Raw genomic sequence first — 19,696 nt, forward strand, 5'->3', positions numbered from 1 at the left:
TCCGTAATACTCTCAGGGTTCCGCTTCCCTGCGTCCGGGGTCCAGGAATATGCCCGTCCTTTCCGCCTGGTCCCAGGGATGGGGAATGAGCATTTCGAAAATCGGCGGCTTGCCCTGGATGTGATTTTCATAAAATTGTACGAACTTGGGACTGAACAGGTGCTTGATCAGGCGAAACTGACTGCAGAAAGTTGCACAGCGGCCCCATTGGCGAAACAGGTTCATCCATCCATGATTAGCGGGGGCATTACCGTAGCGGTGAAGTTTTCTGGCGTAAAACAGCTCTTCCATCAATCGTGCCTGCACCATACAGACCTGCGTCACGTGTTCGTTCAGCTCCAGGGGCTGCAGTGTGTTCCCGTCCAAATAACACTCCTGGTAATATTTGCCAAGATGAGGCGCTGTCAGGAACATCTGCTGAAGTCGTATCAGCTTGTCGTCAAGGGCCTGAAACGCATCGGCATCGGTGGCGTAGTGGGTCGAGTGGCAAATCTGCAGGCAGGTCCAAACATCATCTTCATTTTCGACCACTGCCGGCTGCCGGGCAGTCGGTGCCGAAAACGGACTGTACTGGCTCTGCACCGCCCTGAACCCGGGTGAATTGACCCACGTGCCAAACGTCTGTTCCGCAATGTGTACTCCGAGTGCCCGATATGCTTCAAATTGTGCGTCATCGAAAAACTGGTCGGCGGTGGTCTGATGGGGGAACGAAGGATTATCCAGCTTATAGTTGAGCACCGGTTCGGGTTCGTCGCCGGTCAGTGAATTCTTCAGGTAGATGAGCCAGCTCTTCTGGTCCGCACGATCCTCGTCCGGATAGCGAATACGTCCCACCGCACAGTGATTCCGGCTGTGACCCGTTAGCGGGTCGGGACGAATCATTGTCAAATCGATGTCCACGTCGATTCCATCGTCAATGTAGGCGTGCCGCAGAGCTTCGGTGAAGGAGCCGAATGTGAGATCTTTGTCGCATTCGGCGTCGCACGCGATGATGATCTTGCAGCGGCGCTTCAGCAGCGGGTAGATGCCGACGTTGTCGCCGGTGTGCCCGCCGTCCGAAAGATTCACCAGCCAATCCGTTGCGGTAGTCGAGGAAAACATCTCCCGCAGCAAGTACCACGGCCAAAAGACACGGTTTTCCTGGCACTCGACACTCCTCTCCAATCTTGGATTCTCCAGCCAGTAGCCCAAACGGATATTGAACAGAGACATGGCAAAGCTCTGGCCGAAAAAGGTGTGAAAACCCATTGCCGAAGAAACCGCCGCCCCGGAAATGGTCAGCGCCCGCGCCAGCCTGGTTGCATTGTTGCGATATACTTCGGTCTTGCGGTAGCCGGTTTGATCAGATCCGCAAAACAGCTTGGATAGGAGAAAATATCCGGACTTGCGGTCCTTGCGGGTCAGGTCCTTGCTGCCGGTCAGGTTGATGGCCGCACTGATCAACTGATAGGGGGCGGTACATCCGAACAGGCCTGGTCCATGGAGATCGCTCAAACGCATTTCCATATGGTCGCGGATTGTCTGCATGATTCCGTCTCCTCGATCCTGTTCGGTACGAAGATAGGTTTCGATCAATCGATCTCGATAAAAGTAGTGCGGACTGAGCTTGTTCAGATTAACAAAGAAACCGAGGAACAAAAAGCTCAGCCCGGCGACTCCAAAGCTTGTCAGTGGAGGCAGGTTCCACTTGACTATCAGTACGCAGAACACCAGGACGATCAGCAGCAGAAACAGTCCAACCGCGAGACCCAGAGCAAACTTGATCAACCCGCCGGAAAGTTTTCTTGTTTTCTTTCCCGGCGAAAACAGGAACGATACAAGAAAACGCATGGAGAGGAGCGACATGACGGCACCGGCGGCTGCCGCCAGACCATAGTCCACCAGCGCATAGACAAGAAGCGGAAAAACAGCCGCCAGCAGAGAAATCAGTAGACCGTAGCTGGTGAATGCTTGCAGGGCACCCCACAGGGAGCGCAACTGCCGCGTCCAGCGCATGCCGCTGCAACTCGCGTAGAGGTGTGCGACAAAGGTTGTGATCCTGGCGCCCAAAAAGAAAAGGAAGGGGAAAAAGAGTGCGGCAATTGCCGTGTGTGGGGTCTGCACGCGATGAAACAGCCAGCAGGCCGCCGGCACGGACACCAACGCGACAATGAGAAAAACGCCATATAAGCCGTAAAGCAGCCGGCGTTCAAAGGCTTCTTCGTCGGATTCGCCGACGATGGGCGTGACTCTGGCGCGCCACGGGCAGGCGTTGCCGGCGGCGTGCCTCACCAAAAGAAAAACCGGGAAAACCGTAATCACCCCCGCGCCAACAAGCGTCAATATCAGAATTGAAGCCTTATCAGAACTCGTTGCAAGGTCATGCACGGCCTTGCCCAGAAGGGCTCCTTTGTGCCGCAGGTGATCGAGCAGGCCGGGCCGGCCCAATTGAGTCCGCGTTTCGATTCTGCTCTGCGTGGCCTGGGCTTCTTCGGTTACGATTTGGGTCCTGGTCGCAACGGTTGTTTCCGGCGCCTGCGTGTTGAGGATGGCATCCATTGCCGGGACCATCCGTTCAGCTGTCCACAGGTACAAGGCACTGCAGGTGAACAGAAAGAGGAGCGCTATAAAGATGTGGTAGACGATTCCCGTCAGCACGTTGCCGATACTGCGCATGGTCTCGCGGGTGAACATTCCCAGTCGTGCAATCAGGAAATTCCCGTGAGTCCGCAAATGTTTGATCTGGGCCAGAGCTTGTGCACAACCCTGGTTCTGATCTGCGCAGAAGGGGAAGTTGCGCCACTCGGTGGTGAAGGCGCTGTCTTTTCTTGAGCGGGCGCTGGTGCTCTGGCAGTTCGGCCCAATGCCCGCCTTGCTCAGTGACAGCAGCGAAGAAAGGCAGCTTCCGATGTAGCCGCCGCCGGAAACGGTCGAGAGATAGTCGACCATCGGCAGGACGCCCATTTTCGACAGTCCCTGCAGGATGCCCAGGTTGGTTGTGGCGGATCGGATGCCGCCGCCCGACAAGGCCAGGCCGATGGTGCGCTTTCTGATCTCCTCGGCACTCGGTTCGGTTTCGCCGCCTTCCTTCCTGCGTCTCCGGCAAATGTATTTGAGCTCTTCTTCGCAGACTTCCTGGATCTGAAAGACACCCTTCTCCATATAGTCCTCCATTTTCTGTCGGCTACGGTCTATCCAAGAATACACCAGGGGCAACCCAGAAGCTAGAATGAAACCCGTATCTTACCCGCGTGCACCCGGGACGGTGCGCAGTTCCGGTGGAAGATGGCAGAAGATCTCCACTGGTTTCCCGGTGTCCGGGTGCGTGAAACGGAGTGTGTGTGCGTGCAGATGATAGCCGATGTCACCGGGTAGCGAGGTGCTGCCATCCCTGAAGACTCCCCCGGATGTGTACAGCGGATCTGCGACCAGGGGATGTCCCGCCGCAGCCAGATGAATTCGGATTTGATGCGACCTGCCCGTGGTGATGCTGACGTCAAGCAGGGAGGAACCCATTCGCTGTTGCACCACCCTTACGTGGCTACGCGCTTTTCGGCCCGCTGCACAGGCGGCATGCACCATGCCCAGGCGATCGTGGGGAACCGGTCCAATGGGCACATCCACCGTGAAAACGTCGATTTTCGGGTGACCCACGACCAGCGCCCGATAAATCTTCACGACCTCATGGTTGCGAAACGCCGCGTGGAGTTCCTTGCGGGCTCTTGCGCTGCGGGCAAACAGCACTACCCCGGAAGTCCCCCTGCCGAGACGATGTACAGGGGTAGCTTCGGGAAAATCGATTTGTACGCGAGTCAATAGGGTGTGCGCGAGAAAGCCCCCGGCGGGCAGAGTCGGCAATCCCTTCGGCTTGGCTACCGCCAGAACAGCCCGGTCCAGGTGCAAAACGGCATAGCACAGGGGAACATCCGGTTCATGCCACGGAGGGCGGCACCACATCAACCGCTGGCCTGACCGCAGCACAGTCCCGACTGTTGTCGCTGATCCGTCCAGGAGCACCAGCCCGCAATTCAACCTTTGGCGCCATTCGTCCTCAGAGGAGTGGCGATAGCGTCGACTCAGATAATCCAGAACCGTCAGCCCCGCTGCCGCCGGGCCGATCTTTTCCGTGTAATCAAATCCCTGATTCAAAGCCATTGTTTTTGTGTCCGGTTCCGCTCCTGAAGGTTTGTTGGAAAAGGACGGCCTTGGGTCATCCCGAAGCTCCATGAGCCCATTTGCGGCCAGCCTCCTAGACAAGGGTGGAGCCGGTAATTATGCTTAAAGCGAAAAAGTTGCTCGTTCACTGCGTTGCCGCAGGACAGCGCGAACAGTGTATTGCAGATTGCGGGCAAGCAGGTTTGTCATGTTTTCCGCACAGCAAAGCAGATGATACGTCCCATTATTTATGACACACACCGCCTGGTACGAAAATACCATACCAGGCGCCTTAGTCTTGAATATATTAGGAGATGCCGATGATGACCAGTGTCAGCGCGCAAGCAGCCATGCTGCCCGAGGAACTTCCGGAAAGGCTTCCCATCATGCCTTTGCGCAACACGGTATTGTACCCGGAGTTGACCGTACCCCTCAATGTGGAGAGGGAAAATTCAAAGAAACTGGTGGATGACGTCCATGCCGCCAAGCAGTGGATATTGGTGGTGGCGCAAAAAGACAAAAGAATCGAAAAGCCGCAGCCCCAGGATTTGTATGATGTGGGCGCCCTGGGCAGTGTGTTGCAGGTCAACAAACAACCCGACGGTTCCTACCAAATTCTTGTTCGCGCCGCCCATAAGGGGCGTTTGCGGGATTTTCAAAAAAGCGGCGATTATTGGACCGCGGCTTTTGATGTGCTGGCGGAAGATTACGAAAGCAGTGCGGAAATCGAGGCCATGGCCATGAACCTGCGCACTCAGTTTCAGAGGTTGGTGCAATTGTTGAGCCTGCCCGAAGAACTCTCCACTTTAGCTTTGAATGTCGAGCATCCGCGACATCTGGTGTATGTGGTCGCCGCCAATCTAACGCTGAATGTGGCGGAACGCCAGTCCCTGCTTGAAATTGCAGATAACCAGACCGTCCTCGAGCGGGTCACGTTTTATCTGACCAGGCAGCTTGAGAGAATGGAGCTGGGCCAGCAGATCCAGAACAAAATCAAGGCAGGCATGGACAAACGCCAGCGCGAATATTTCTTGCGCGAACAAATGCGCGCCATCCAGCGGGAACTGGGGGAAGGGGAAGAGAGGAATCCGGAAATCGTGGAATTGTCGATCAAGCTGGACGATCTGGATATGCCTCAGGAGGCCCGCCAGGCGGCAGAAAAAGAGATCGAGCGACTCGCCCGTATGTCACCGGCCTCGGCAGAATACAACGTATCGCGCAATTATCTGGATTGGCTGCTGGAAATGCCGTGGAGCAATTTCACCGAGGACAGTCTGGATGTGCGCATGGCATCGGAAATACTGGATAAGGACCACTTTGACCTGGAAAAGGTCAAACGGCGTATCCTCGAGTATCTGGCCGTTTTGCAGTTGAAAAGAGACATCAAGGGCCCGATTCTCTGTTTTGTGGGTCCCCCCGGAGTCGGAAAGACTTCTCTGGGCCAGTCCATTGCCCGCAGCCTGGGGCGCAAGTTTCTGCGAATTTCCCTGGGTGGTTTGCGCGATGAGGCGGAAATCCGAGGACATCGCCGTACCTATGTTGGTGCTCTGCCCGGACGGATCATCCAGGGTCTGCGCCGCGTCGGTGTGAAAAATCCCGTCTTTATGCTGGATGAGATTGACAAACTGGGTATGGATTTTCGCGGCGATCCGTCATCGGCTCTTCTCGAAGTGCTGGATCCCGAACAGAACTTCGCGTTCTCCGACCACTACCTGGGAGTTCCCTTTGATCTTTCCTCAGTGATCTTCATCGCTACCGCCAATGTGCTGGATCCGATACCGCCCGCCCTCAAGGACCGCATGGAAGTGATCGAAATTCCCGGCTACACCGAGGAAGAAAAACTGCAGATCGCACGTGATCATCTGCTTTTGCCGCAGATCAGCAATCACGGTTTGACCACCGAGCAAGTCAGCATAACGGATGCGGCGATTCTGGAAATCATTCGATCACATACGCGGGAAGCGGGGGTGCGCAACCTGGAGCGCAACCTGGCCGGAATCTGCCGCGCCATTGCGCGGGAAGTCGCAGAAGGCAGGAACGAACAGGTTGTTATCGAACCCAGTGAGGTGGCAACCATTCTGGGGCCCGCCAGGTTTCTGCCCGAATTGTCGACCCGTTCGTGGGGTCCGGGCATTGCCACGGGCCTGGCATGGACACCGAGCGGGGGCGATCTTATTTTCATCGAAGCGCTGCGCACACACGGTAGCGGCAAGTTGATCCTCACGGGCCATCTGGGCGACGTCATGAAGGAATCGGCGACCGCCGCACTCACCTATATCCGAGCCCACGCTGCAGACTTGGGCATAGCCGAGGAAAGCTTCGAACAGAGCGACATTCACGTGCACGTGCCCGCCGGCGGCATTCCCAAAGACGGCCCTTCCGCCGGAGTCCCTCTGGTAACGGCGCTGGCGTCGCTCATGAGCAACCGGCCTATTCGACGTGATGTGGCCATGACCGGAGAGATAACTCTGCGCGGCGACATCCTGCCCGTGGGCGGCATCAAAGAAAAGGTCCTGGCGGCCCGTCGAGCCGGCATTCGAGAGGTGTTGATTCCGCAGCACAATGCCAAAGATCTGATAGACATAGCGCCACATTTGCGGGAAGATATGACTTTCCATGAGATCCAGTTGATATCCGAGGCGCTGGAATTTGCCATCGAGCCCTTTGTGAGGATCAAGGATTAAGGATCAGGAGTGGGGATTAAGAGTGGGAAAAGGGATCGGTGTGTCACTCGAGGAGATGGAAAAGGAACTGGCCGAACTCCGCCAAACCAAGCTGGAGTTTGAGGCGTTGACGGAGGCGGCGCTGCTCATCGAGCGTAAGCTTGAGGAAAGTGAGGAGCAATACCGCTCGGTGACGGAAACGTCCATTGATGCCGTGATCACTGCAGATGATGCGGGTACAATCGTCAGCTGGAACCGGGGATCAACTCAAATATTCGGCCGTGGCTTGGAAGTGATAGGACAGCCGATCACCACGATCATTCCCGAACCCCTGAGGGAGGCTCACAAGGCTGGATTCGACCGGTTTCTCAAGTCCGGAGAAAGTCACCTCATCGGCGGCAGAGTGGAGCTCGACGGCCTGCACAAGAACGGTAATATCTTTCCCGTCGAGCTGTCGCTGTCCACTTGGGTCACCCAGCGTGGCCGGCGTTTTGGCGCGATCATTCGCGACATTACCGAACGTAAGAGAATTGAGCGCATTCGAGAGGATGTGCAACGCATTGTGCGGCACGACCTCAAATCTCCTTTAGTCGGCATAGCAGGACTTGCGGGACTGCTGCTCAAGGCAGACAGCCTGAACGAAAAACAGGTGAAGTGGGTGGAGATGATTCGCCAGTTGAGCGAACGCATGTATTGCTCCATAAACCGCTCGATGGATTTATTCAAAATGGAGCAGGGGACCTATCAACTCAGGCCCGCACCGGTAAACCTCTGTGCCATCTTTGATCGGCTGCAAAGGCTATTTGAGACCTATGCCCACAAGAAGTCGGTCCACTTGTCCTTTTTCCATTTCAACCAGGCCATGGATCCCGGCAACGTGTCCGAAAGGAACTATGTCGTATCAGGCGATGAGTCGTTGCTCGAAATTGCCTTGGAAAATCTCATTAAGAACGCCATCGAGGCCTCTCCCGATAACGTACAGGTGAGGGTCAGCCTGGAATCCGACGGCGATTTTTGCACCATCGACATTCACAATCACGGGGTCATTCCCAAGGAAATCCGCAGCAGGTTTTTTGATCCCTACGTGACCTGCGGCAAGGAGAGCGGAACCGGGCTCGGCACCCACAGTGCCCGCCTGGTGGTGTGCGCCCACAAGGGGGACATCACTTTCACCACCAGCGAAGGTGAGGGAACTCACGTCATCGTCAAGCTGCCGCGGTCAACCCCGGACCCGCCATAGGGCGCTGCTCGGAGTTTCTATTACCGGGCGGTGTCCATCGCCACCTCAGCTCCGCTGACACCCTTCTTGCGGGGATAACCACGGTATCCTCCCTCAGAGTATGCTTTGCCGCTGTTCAAGGTCTTGGCCAGCACCGCCACTGCCAGGGCGCTGGCTGGACTGGCTCCGCTTGCCATGTGACTCTTGGCGATGAGCTGATCTGAGTGGAGGGGATTGTCACTTCCCCAGTAACCTATGCAAAACAGGATATCCTGGCGCAACAGGCCAATCTTTTCCGCCCTGCGAATGGCACGCAGATAAGGCACGCCTTCCATTTCCAGTCCCTCGATGTGGTATTTGCGCATCAGGTAGCGCAGCACGATTTCATTCTGAATGGCGATGCCGGGCACCGTCAGCATCGGTCCACCGGTGTGCACACGGCAGTCAACAAGCTCTTCAAAATCTGTCTTGGTCAGTTGGTTGCCGTTTGGAAAATCGTGAACGCCGCCTTCCAGTTCCTGGGGAATGAGATAAGTGGGAAGCATTATGTCAAAACGATCTCCGCAAACGATCCCGGCCTTGCCAATGATCGAAATGCTTTCAATCCTGGTGGCAAAAGCCTCCGTCAATTCGCGCATGATTTCCGTGGCCTGCAGTCCGAACGCGTAGTGGATGTTGATGATGCAGGGAGCCCGCTCCTTGATCGATGACCAGTCTTCTATCCGGATGCGCTCATCAATTTTGTCCGGATCAAGCCGGAAGGTGTCGATCACCTGCAGATCGATGCCGGTATTGTGGATATCCGGAATGAACCGGATACCGAAACTCTCTTCATATTCGAGCTTCTCGGTAGACAGGTCCGGACGGGTCTCGCACAATTTGGAAAGAGCGTAGTGCAGGTTGCCCGGTTGTTCCAGGTCCAGATCGCTGAGCTCGCTGTGCTCCATCGCCATGGTTCTGATTCGATCTTTATTGATGCGGGCAAAGTCGGTCAGGCAGCCGACAACATTGTGCAAATCACTGGATATGATGATGACCGGTCGTACTTCGTGCAGTTGCCCGCACTTCTCGAGGTTCTCTCGCCACAGGCGCGCCTTAATGGAGTAATTGGTTTCGGCAAATTCACTGGCAAACTCGATCTCCAGCTGATCCAGATCGTTTTGCATGATATTCTTGAGGAGGTCGAACAGGCCGTGTCGCAGGAAAGCATCCAGGCCCGTCAGTTCCTCGTAGCTCACACTGAACTTGCTGGCAATCTTGCACAGGACTTGATTCCTTTCGGGCGATTCGTGCTTGCTGTCCAGCTTGCCGATATCCTCGAGCAATCGGGTTCCTGTGAGCAGTGCTTTAATCTTGCCCGATTCAATGCCGTACATGATAAAGGATGTGATCATATCAAATATATCGGTCTTTCCTTCCAGGGCGATGCACTTGAAATACCCTTCTCCCATTTCGTAAATGGTCCTGACTCTTGCCCCCTTTACCCCGCTTTCGCGAAGACTGACGCCGGCTACTGCCGTCAGATTTTCGGGTGATTTCTGCACATGGAAGTATTGGGCCCGGGAAATCTCGTAGGGCAGTCGCTGCAGGGCGCACATCAAAACGTTCACATCGACTCTGCGCTCCTCATTGCAATAGGTATGGATGCAGGGCTCCATGCGCTTGTAGAGCTCGTACAAACTGCCCAGTGTGATTCTGCCCGAGATGATTGCATGGCTGACGGTGATACAGAAATTTGACAACGCCTGTAGAGTTCTGTGGGCTCGATACTCATCACTTTCCCAGCAGATCTCATCCCTGTAAGCATCCATTGACTCCTCCTGGTTGCATGATGCTGTTGTCCCCCGGCCCTCAATGGTACACGGGTCTGCCTGGCGTTGCAATCCTGTCACGATCCGCAGTACTGTTGCCGTTGGGCAGCAGCGAGCCCTATCAAAAGCAGCGCCGCATTGGGCGAAGAGTGAGAATGCGCTAGCGGCGCCTCACACTTTTTCTCTGCTGCCCTCCCCGGGCAAGCTCTCAGCGGTATCCCACGCTGATCCGTTCCGATTTGCGCCGGTCAATGAAATAGGCGACAGCGGCCACCATGGCCGTCAGCAGGATGATGCCGGCGGCCACCCGATAAGTCAGTTCGATACCGGCTACCAGGGCGCCGGGCAAAGCCGTGGCCACATCCACCTGTGCCTTGGGGAGAGGGGATGCTGCCATCAATTGAGTGGTAAACAACGAGCTCAGAAGGGGCACTCCAGAGGCCATCCCCAGGTTGCGCGACAAGGAGAGGAGGCCGGATGCAACTCCCAGGCGCTCCCCGGGAACAGCTCCCATGACCGCGCTGTTATTGGGTGACTGAAAGAATCCCAGGCCGATTCCAAACGGTGCAATGCGGAGAATGTAGCCGAGGATGCCGACGTTTTCGCTGAGCGTACTGATGGTCAGAGATCCGCTGAACATGATGCATAGACCAATGAGACTGATACCGCGCGGCCCGTAACGATCCGACAGTGCTCCCGCCCATGGGGCCACCAGGCCCATGCTCAACGGAATGGTCATCATCAGAAACCCGGTCGTCTGGGTGGAATAGCCCTGAACATTTTCCAGAAAAAAAGGCAGAACCACTATTCCGGCCAATGTGATAAACACCATCAATCCCATCAGCACATTGAGACTGAGCAAGATGTTGCCGAACATGCGCGGATCAATCATGGGTTGTTTGAGTCGCCATTCGACCAGCAGAAAAACCAGGAAGCCCGCTACGGAAAAGCTCAAGAGTGTCAATACGTCGGCGTTGTCGAAGCCGCTCCGCTGCCCCAGTGTCATACCCAGGGAATAGCATGCCAAAGTGACCAGGAGGATGAATGCGCCGCCCAGATCAAAGCGTTCGCCCCGCTGTACACGCTTGGAAGGAGGGACCGCAAAGGCAACGACCACGAAGGCAATCAATCCGATGGGAATATTGATCAGGAAGATCGATTCCCAGCCGGCCCAGCCGATGAGGACTCCCCCCAGAGCCGGTCCGACAGCCAACCCGAAGGAAACGATTCCGCCGATGATGCCAAGGGCTTTGCCTCGCTCAGAGGACGGGAAAATTTCTGTGACAATGGCTGCTCCCAGGGCCTGCATCATCACCGCACCCAATCCTTGAAACGATCTGAATCCAATCAGCCAGCCCACCGTCGGAGACATGCCGCACAGCAGGGAACCCAGCGAGAATATCCAAAGCCCGACAACGTAGATGCGCTTTCTGCCAAACAGATCGCCCAGGCGAGCCACGCCCATCATGAGTGAGGTCACCACCAGCGCGTAGCTGAGGATCACCCACTGCACGGTGGCCAGATCCGTGTTGAGCTCCTTCACCAGGGTTGGCAGAGCGATGTTCACAATGCTGAAATCGATGGTGGACATCAAAACCCCCAGTCCGACCCCCGTCAATGCCAGCCAGCGGTTGTGCGCAGACGGCACAGGTTTTGACAGTTGGGATTGCTCTGGGAGGATTGGCTTCGCAACAGACACCTTCTGTTTTGTGCGTTGGTTAAGGTGACCATCTTTCATGTTCAACACCGACCGCAGATAAACACAGATGAACGCAACCTTCCAGTTTGATTTGTTTCCATAGGGTCCATGCGCAGCCGTGAAGTCGTTTTTCGTGTTTCATGAATTGTGAAATTCGTTGATTCCAATTGCAGTTTCCCATGCAATCGGGAGATCCAACAATTCGCTTATGTGCGGATTGGTTTCTCCTCTTGAATATGAGATATGAAGAGTACAACGCAAGTGCTTTCTTCCGACTTTGATGGGTGGGGCACGGTCATTCGGAAAGACGACAATGGCGCAAAGCGGGAACCATCGACTAGAATACAAGTATACAAGCGGGAGAATTTCATGCTCAAGGTGAAGCCTCATCCGGACTATCCTCCCGAGGAAGGCAGGTATCTTCGAGGGAACGATGAATCGTGCGTTGCTGTGGCGGTTGTTTTGAATGCGCGTGCCGAAGCCATCCCCGTGCAGCTGCAGCGGCTTGTGCATGCAGCCAGGGAGGGCGGAGCGGCGCTTGCGGGAACGGTGCAAACGGAAAACATCGGCATCGAGAAAATCGTATGCAACATCGTGGCCAACCCGAACATCCGCTATGTTGTTCTGGCCGGTCCGGAATCCGAAGGGCATCGGGTGGGGGATGCGCTGCGCCGTTTCATCCTGAACGGCATCGACCAAAGCAGGCGTATCATCGGCACAGATGCGCCCACTCCGCTGCTGCTCAATCTGCCACGGGAATACATCGAGCGTTTCCTCCGGCAGGTTTCCCTCGTAGATCTGCAATTCCAGGGGGATGTCGCACTCATCCATCAGGCGGTGACCGCATGCCAGGGGCAAACCCCTGTGGAATTCATGGGCTATGCGTTACACGATCCGGGAGCCTATCCGCAGCCGGCCCTTGGAGGAAAAATTGTCTGGCGGGTGACGCAGCCCTGGGCAGAACCCGAAGATGAATCGGAACGGCGCGCTGTCCAAAGAGCGAAGGAACTGATGGAACAATTGCGGGCGCTGGGTCGCCGCCGTTATTCAGCGGGCTGAATATTCAACCGTTTTATCTTGCGCCTTAGGGTATTCTTGTCAATGCCGAGTTCTCGTGCGGTCGCCATGCGCCGCCACTGATTCCTTTCCAGGGCCTCCCAGATGGCGCGCCGTTCAATGTCCTGCAGGGTCATTCCCTGAAAATCGGGAATTGCGCAGCCATGCCCCTGGAAATGCTCGGGAAGACACTTGGGCTCAATCAATCCCCCCCTGCAGAGGATGAAAGCGTGTTCAATGGCATTTTCCAGCTCGCGGATGTTGCCGGGCCAGTCGTGCCGCATGAAGGTTGCCAAGGCTTCATGGCTCAATCCCAGCACATTCTTGTCTTTGAGCTTGTTGAGCTTGGCGATGAAATGATCGGCGAGCAGCGGGATGTCTTCCTTCCTGTCCTGGAGCTTGGGCAGCTCCAGTTTGACGACATTGATTCGGTAATAGAGATCCTTCCTGAAGCTGCCTTCATCCACCAGTTGCGCCAGGTCTTTGTTGCTGGCCGTAACTATTCGCACATCCGCCTTGACCGTCTTGGACGATCCCAGCGGCTCGTAACATCGCTCCTCGAGTACGCGCAGCAATCGAACCTGCAGGGCGGGCGAGATGTCTCCAATCTCATCCAGAAAAAGGGTCCCCCCTTCCGCCAGGGCGAAGCGCCCGCTCCGATTTTTCTTGGCATCCGTGAAGGCCCCGGCCACATGCCCAAAAAGTTCCGATTCCAGCAAGGTGTCGGGCAGTGCCCCGCAGTTCACCGCCACAAAGGGGCCTTTGCTACGCCCGCTGAGATTGTGTAAAGCGCGGCTGATCAACTCCTTGCCTGTTCCGCTTTCGCCCTGAATGAGTACCGTGCTCTCGCTTTGCGCCACCTCAGGAAGAATGGAAAGCAACTTCTGCATGGCCGGAGATTTGGAAATAATGTCGCCGAAGCGATACTGCCGGTCGATTTCCTTGCGCAGGGTCTCCACCAGGCTGAGATCTCGAAAGGTTTCCACCCCTCCGATGATCTCCCCGGATTCGTCTCTCAGCAGCGCCGTGCTGACGCTGATGGGAATTTCCTTGCCGTCGGCTCGCAGAATCGCTATGGGTCGGTTGATGACCGGCTTTCCGGTTTCCAGGGTGTGCCTCAGCACACAGGTGGTCTCGCATACGTTGGCGCGGAAGACCTCGCAGCACTGCCGTCCAAGCGCTTCCGCCGCCGGCACGCCGGTGATCTCTTCGGCCGCCGTGTTGAACGAGGTAACGCGCCACTCCAGATCAACGGTGAAAACCCCGTCGGCGACGCTGTTCAGGATGATTTCTGTTTGCGGCGACAGCCCCGGCCGCTTGCCGACAAGGTCGGCAGAATCGTCTCTCAAGCGGACGTTTCGATTTTCATGAGTTCCTGGCATCGTTCCTAAAATTGTCACCCTTCGCTTGCGGAGCTTTCTATTCGCCTGGGCTATCCCATGCGTTACGTATGCGCTCAACAGATGATTAGCCACTCATTTCTTGGCAATTTTATAACAGCACCTCGCTCGTCAGGTCGGTGAACACCGCTCTCCAGCAACCCGGCGCTACCCGCTGGACGTCTACCGCCCGGGCGGAATCTCGTGGGCATGACGAGGAATACGGGCGAAATCGCTTGGATGCAGATAACACCTAATTAAAGCAAGTCTATCCCATATCGTCAACGTGAGTTGTACATTTGTATGAGGGCGTGATGGCTGCCGGAGAGGGACCATGGTCCCGTAACATGAAAAGGCATTGCCTGAAAGGACCTCGCATTCTGCATGATGCAGCGCTACTTCCCGGAAATTCCATTCACTTCAGCATCCAATTGTGAATGGCGGCATGCAATGTTTCCGCGGCCAGATAGGCGCAGTGGGACTCGCCTTCCGGCACTTCCTTGAATACTGCCAGGATGGTATCCCCTTCAATCTGTGCCGCTTCATCGATGGTCATGCCCTTTGCCAGTTGAGTGGCCAGGTAACCGCAGATGATGCTGAACAGGCATCCATCGGCAACAAAGCCTGCATCGGTGATGAGCTCCTCATCGACTTTGAGATATATTTCCATACTTTCGCCGCAGCTGCCGCGGATTTTTGCAGAGCAGTCGGCATCCGCCATGGTTTTCATCAGCCCCTGACCGGGCAGGGAGTGAAAAGCCTGTGCGGTACTTGTCCCATGAGTCTTGCCGATGCGTCGATAAATTGCACCCATGAAGTCATCCATTGACTGACCCATAAAGCTCAACCTCTCTTGATCTCTCTTTTGCGGTTCCGGTAACGTCTGGGGCAGCCCGGCAGACGGAAACGGGGGTCACTCAGTTCCTGCGAGCGATAGGCCTGCAAAACATCGCAAACTTCCCCGGAAACATGGTCGATGATGATTATTCCCAAAAGTTCGCCATAAGTCAAAAGCTCTGGACTCAGCGCGCCGCAAATCAAAGTGTGCACCTCTTCCTGCTTGAGTATCTTGAATCGGTCGAACGCGTTGATATTATGCACGATTATTTCATGACACGGTTTCAGGTCGTGTGGGTCTTGCAGAAAGATTTGCAATTTAGAACACCAGTTGAACACCGGTGCCACGCGTGAACGCAATACCGGTATTGCCAACCTGGATGCAGGCTTATCCATGGTAACTCCCAACGCATTCAAAGGGTCGAGGGAAACATGGCGCCACCCTGCGGTTAGCCGCAGTCGCATTGAACGCAGCAGGAAAGATAGTTACCCATTCTTTTTCCATCGTGTTTGCCAGGTTCGAGTTTCCCGTATCAAAGCTCAAGAAATATCCACAGGGATTTTCAAAAAGCGGGCCAGCCTCGATCAAAAAAGACATTTCCGTTTGAAGTAATGCCTGCAATCAAAGTGTCCGACCTGGGGAATTCGGCCAGGTAATTGTGTGGCGCTGTACTGAGTTTTCAGGTGGAGGCCGATGGATCCTGCGGTCGTCGTATGGGTAGCTTAATGACGAAAAAGGAGCCTTCACCCGGTTCGCTGGTGACCGAGATGGTTCCCTGATGTTCCTGGATGATCTTGAGGGCGATGGTCAGTCCCAACCCCGGTCCCGACGTCTTGGAGGTGAAGAACGGATCGAAAATGTTCTTTATCTTGTCTTTGGGTATTCCTTTGCCGCTGTCCAATATGTGAATTTCAACCCAATCCTGTTCGACCTTACTACAAACGCGGATACTCTTCTGTGGTGCTTTCTGCAGCGCCTCTACGGAATTCTCTATAATATTTTTGATGGCCAGTTTGAAATGTTCATCGTCTACGGGCAGAAGCGGCAGACCGTCTGCCAACTCGATGCCGGTTTCGATACCCCGAGTGGAAAACTCCTGCTGGAACTCATCCAGGACCTCTGCGATCAGTCTATTGATATTGTTCGGTTCCTTGTAGGTTATGGCAGTGGTCTTGAGTTCAACCAGATGTTTCACCATTTTTTCCAGCCTTGAAACCTCCTTGAGTATTATTCCGACGTATGCTCTGTTGGGGTCACCTTCCGGCAGGTTATCATACACCCGCCTGGAGAAGCCGCCGATGGAAGTGAGCGGATTTCTCAGTTCATGGGCCAGCTCATCCATCATATGGTCGAGCGCCTCGGATTTTTCTTCCTGCACCAGCTTCTCTCGGGCCGATTTGATGGTCAGAAGCGACTTGACCCTGGCGGAAAGTTCTTTGTAGTCAAAAGGCTTGGGCATATAATCATGGGCTCCGACATCGAGCCCCTTGATCTTGTCTTCGACATCACCCTTGGCGGTGAGCATAAGAATCGGGATGTAAGCAGTGCTTCTGTTTGCCTTGAGCCGGCGGCATACTTCATAGCCATCCAGCTTGGGCATCATGATGTCCAGGATGATGATGTCCGGGTTGTGTTTGGATGCCTGCTCCAGACACTGCTCCCCATCATAGGCCTCCAGGGTTTCATAGCCCTCAAAGCGCAGCCTTTTCTTGAGTAGCTCAACTGTATCCAAAGCGTCGTCTGCAATCAGGACCCTAATCTTTTTCTCCACCGTGAACGCTCCCGCGCTCTCCCTCCAGGTGAGCCTTGACTTCGTCCGGCAGTTTGCGAACATCGATTGGTTTAACGATATATCCCTGGCAGCCCGCGGCAATAGCCTTTTCCTTGTCCCCGCGCATGGCATGCGCGGTCAGAGCAAGAATGATGATGTGTTGGGTAGCCGCATTTGTTTTCAGCCTTCGTGTAACTTCCAGTCCGTCTATTTTTGGCAACGAGCGATCCATCAGGATCAAATCCGGCTTGTCCTGAAAAGCTCTGGTCAAAGCCTCTTCACCGTCCACCGCCTCAATGATCTGATAGCCTAACCGTTTGAGGACCTTTACCGTAAGGTCACGGCTGTCCTTGTTGTCATCCACTATCAGGATCTTCTTGCTGGTCTCCCCGTCCATCGATTTTCTCCCGCTCCTTCATGCCTTCTCTCATTTTGGTAATGGTCTTTCTCAGGCTGTCCACCAGCTCCTCTTCACTGAGCACCCCTTTGTTAAGTATGGCCTTGATTCTGCCGTCCAGAGCATCCCTTTGCGGTTCCGTGAGTTCCTCGGAAGTGAGAATGATCAACGGCAGTTCCTTGGCTTGCCTATCGGTTTGCAGAAATTCTATGACATCCAACCCGCTCACGTGAGGCATCATGAGGCTCAAAACCACAAGCTGCGGTCTGAAATCCTTGATGAGTTTGACGGCATCCTCACTATTATAGCTGGTCAGCACTTCGTATTTTGCATCCTTGAGAAATTTTGCCACCTGCCTCACGTTTTCAACGTCATTGTCCGCCACCAGGATGCGCGTGATGGGTGTTTCCACTTCCAGGCTGTGCAGCTTTTTCAACAGTACATCCCTGGCGATGGGCTTCACCATGTATTCCGTTGCGCCCAGACTGAATCCCAGGCGCTTATCGTCCAGAATGGAAACGATGATCACCGGAATGTCCCGGGTCTCGGGCGTCTTTTTGAGCTCCTGCAGTACCTGCCACCCGTCTTTTTCCGGCATCATGATATCCAGAGTGATGGCGATGGGATTGAGGGTCATGGCTTTATCCACGGCCTCCTCACCAGAGAGCAGTCCGATGACTGTATATTCCTGCCCCAGATATTTTCTAATGATATCGATCCCGTCGGGATTGTCATCGATGGCCAGCACAACCTTTTGGGCGGACTTTTGGAGGCTCTCGTCTCTGTCCTTTGCAGAAACCGACGGCTCATCCAATTTCAACATGATGCTTTCTATCAGCTCGCAACCTTTGCAAAAATCCACTTTTTCCGGATAACTGGCAATTTTCAATCCGGCGCAATGAGTCCCCAGAATCAGCCAGCAGCGGCTTTCTTCACTTCCGTACGCCGGGCAGCTCGGCTGTCCACAGCGCACGTAATGCCAGCAGCGGATTTTTCTTCCGGCGTATTCGGGTTCCATCAAAAACTTAGCCGTCGGCGTTCCGAAGTAATCCGCCAGGGCTCCAGCCATTCTCGGTTCGATGATCGGTTCGCGCGAGCCCTCCAGAATTTCCCGCGACAGCGGTATGGTGAAACAAAACCGGCTGCCTTTGCCATAATCGCTCGTCGCCCAGATCATCCCCTTGTGCAGCGCAACCAGTCCTCGGGCGATACTGAGACCGAGACCGGTGCCTTCCGGTTGGCGCACCGTCGTCAGATCCACCTGGACGAATTTGTCGAAAATGGTGCCCAGGTCCTGTTCCTTAATGCCTATACCTGTGTCCTCCACACAAACTTCGGCAAAAATTGGAGGCTGTCCCGGTTCAACTCCCCGTTGGGACGGTTTGACGGTGATCCTTATCTCGCCTGACTCGGTGAATTTCACGGCATTGGACAAAAGATTCATCAGGATCTGCCTCACGGCGTCCTCATCGCCGTACACCATGGGAATCCTTTCATCCAAGTCCTGCTTGAAATCGAGCTGCTTTTGCTTCAAGAGAGGCTCAATGGTCTCGGTGACCGTTTGAATCAACCAGACGATGTCCAATTCCTTCGGGTTCAGCTGCGTCTTGCCGGACTCGATTTTGGAGATGTCCAGGATGTCGTTGATCAGCTGCAGCAGGTAGCGGGAATTGGACGCTATTTTATGCAGACTGCGTTCCTGTTCCGCATTGATGGGACCATCGACCCCGTCCAACAGCAGATCAGTGTAGCCAATGATCGAGTTCATTGGAGTGCGGAGTTCATGCGACATGTTAGCAAGAAAAGTCGATTTCAGCTGGTCTAAATTTCTCAGCTCGCGGTTTGCCTTTTCAAGCAGCGTTATGAGTCTGGTTCTCTCTTCCAGAAGATCAGTTTTGCGCGCCACTTCCTTCTCCAGGGTGTCTCTGGCCGAGGAAATGCAGTCGACCATGTAGTTGAAGGTGCGGCTCAAAACGCCAATCTCGTCCTCTGTCTTGACTTCCGCTTTCACCGACATATCGCCTTCGGCAAACCGTTTCGCTTTCTCCGCCAGTTCCTCTACGGGGCGCCTGATGAACCTGTTGACAGTAATGTAGGTCATTAGAATAACAAATGATACTCCAAATATGGTCAACCAGAGAGTGCGATTTCTTTGAGCCGCCACCGTTTCGTAGGCTCTCTCGACGCTCATGGAGATGGCCATGCTGCCAAGAACTTTTCTCGAGGTGCCGTGGCAGTGATAGCAATCGGGTTGGTTCAGAATCGGGTAGAAATAAAGAATGCGCCTTTCACCTGAGACCGTGTCTTCAAAGAGTTTGTTTGGGCTCACCCCGGATTGCAGTATCTGCTTCAGAGTCTGGGCGGCGGACGGGTTGTTGATGTGGTTGGCCAGCTTGGTGTTGAGCTTATCGCGGTCGGTAGAATAAATGATTTCCTGTTCAAAATCGCAGATGTGTACCTGCACATCTTTGGCTGTTTCTTTGATGTCGGCCATTTGTTGCACAATGGCCTGGGCGTCTCCAACGGCCATCGGGTGCTTTATGCCGGCATAGGTTGAAGCGGCCAATTCCCAGGCGGCAATGTTGATCAATTCAATGCGGTCTTTTGTGCCGAAATAAATTCGAACCGCGATTTCTGCTCCCATGATCAGAATGATGGCGGCAATTATGGCAATGAGAATTTTGTTGGCAAGACGCTTTTTGAGGATCCCCACCATCGCTTGCTCCTCC

General features: G+C 54.7%; 13 protein-coding genes. 3 read left to right on the forward strand and 10 right to left on the reverse strand.

Annotated elements, in window-relative coordinates; genetic code table 11:
• Window positions 1-12 precede the first annotated feature (12 nt).
• Together K1V27_RS17865 and K1V27_RS17870 are read right to left on the reverse strand one after the other, a co-directional pair.
• Window positions 13-3,141, reverse strand: a complete 3,129-nt coding sequence (locus K1V27_RS17865; RefSeq protein WP_258931420.1) for a patatin-like phospholipase domain-containing protein — start codon at window positions 3,139-3,141, stop codon at window positions 13-15.
• Between the two features lie 81 nt (window positions 3,142-3,222).
• Entirely contained in the window at window positions 3,223-4,134 is a 912-nt protein-coding gene (locus K1V27_RS17870; RefSeq protein WP_258931421.1) for an RluA family pseudouridine synthase, read from the reverse strand.
• Window positions 4,135-4,454: 320 nt separating this feature from the next.
• Between K1V27_RS17870 and lon the strand changes: the two genes are divergently transcribed.
• Together lon and K1V27_RS17880 are read left to right on the forward strand one after the other, a co-directional pair.
• Window positions 4,455-6,818 (forward strand): endopeptidase La, encoded by a 2,364-nt coding sequence (gene lon / locus K1V27_RS17875; protein WP_258931422.1) that lies wholly within the window; start codon window positions 4,455-4,457, stop codon window positions 6,816-6,818.
• 22 nt (window positions 6,819-6,840) lie between these two features.
• Complete coding sequence (locus tag K1V27_RS17880) at window positions 6,841-8,037, forward strand: two-component system sensor histidine kinase NtrB (RefSeq protein WP_258931423.1); 1,197 nt, start codon at window positions 6,841-6,843, stop codon at window positions 8,035-8,037.
• A gap of 20 nt (window positions 8,038-8,057) precedes the next feature.
• Here the strand turns inward: K1V27_RS17880 and K1V27_RS17885 are convergent, their stop codons facing one another.
• Both K1V27_RS17885 and K1V27_RS17890 read right to left on the reverse strand, forming a co-directional pair.
• Window positions 8,058-9,827, reverse strand: a complete 1,770-nt coding sequence (locus K1V27_RS17885; protein ID WP_258931424.1) for a DUF6909 family protein — start codon at window positions 9,825-9,827, stop codon at window positions 8,058-8,060.
• Window positions 9,828-10,035: 208 nt separating this feature from the next.
• Entirely contained in the window at window positions 10,036-11,526 is a 1,491-nt protein-coding gene (locus K1V27_RS17890; protein WP_353740617.1) for an MFS transporter, read from the reverse strand.
• A 369-nt stretch (window positions 11,527-11,895) separates the two neighbouring features.
• Between K1V27_RS17890 and K1V27_RS17895 the strand changes: the two genes are divergently transcribed.
• Entirely contained in the window at window positions 11,896-12,585 is a 690-nt protein-coding gene (locus K1V27_RS17895; protein WP_258931426.1) for a tetrahydromethanopterin S-methyltransferase subunit A, read from the forward strand.
• Here K1V27_RS17895 and K1V27_RS17900 read toward each other — a convergent pair.
• The 6 genes from K1V27_RS17900 to K1V27_RS17925 form a co-directional block, all read right to left on the reverse strand.
• Window positions 12,570-13,931, reverse strand: a complete 1,362-nt coding sequence (locus tag K1V27_RS17900; RefSeq protein ID WP_258931427.1) for a sigma-54 interaction domain-containing protein — start codon at window positions 13,929-13,931, stop codon at window positions 12,570-12,572. The genes K1V27_RS17895 and K1V27_RS17900 overlap by 16 nt on opposite strands.
• A 445-nt stretch (window positions 13,932-14,376) precedes the next feature.
• Complete coding sequence (locus K1V27_RS17905) at window positions 14,377-14,775, reverse strand: iron-sulfur cluster assembly scaffold protein (RefSeq protein WP_258931428.1); 399 nt, start codon at window positions 14,773-14,775, stop codon at window positions 14,377-14,379.
• Window positions 14,776-14,804: 29 nt separating this feature from the next.
• On the reverse strand, window positions 14,805-15,062 hold the full coding sequence (locus K1V27_RS17910; protein ID WP_258931429.1) for a hypothetical protein: 258 nt from the start codon (window positions 15,060-15,062) through the stop codon (window positions 14,805-14,807).
• 416 nt (window positions 15,063-15,478) lie between these two features.
• Window positions 15,479-16,570, reverse strand: coding sequence for a response regulator (locus K1V27_RS17915; protein ID WP_258931430.1), 1,092 nt, complete (start codon window positions 16,568-16,570; stop codon window positions 15,479-15,481).
• Window positions 16,554-16,967: a response regulator gene (locus K1V27_RS17920; protein WP_258931431.1), complete on the reverse strand. Its 414-nt coding sequence runs from the start codon at window positions 16,965-16,967 to the stop codon at window positions 16,554-16,556. Before K1V27_RS17920 ends, K1V27_RS17915 begins: the two co-directional genes overlap by 17 nt.
• Entirely contained in the window at window positions 16,927-19,683 is a 2,757-nt protein-coding gene (locus K1V27_RS17925) for a response regulator (protein ID WP_258931432.1), read from the reverse strand. Before K1V27_RS17925 ends, K1V27_RS17920 begins: the two co-directional genes overlap by 41 nt.
• Window positions 19,684-19,696: the final 13 nt, after the last annotated feature.

Origin of the sequence: Desulfoferrobacter suflitae, from assembly GCF_022603395.1 — a bacterium.
Classification (GTDB): Bacteria; Desulfobacterota; Syntrophobacteria; order Syntrophobacterales; family Syntrophobacteraceae; genus Desulfoferrobacter; species Desulfoferrobacter suflitae.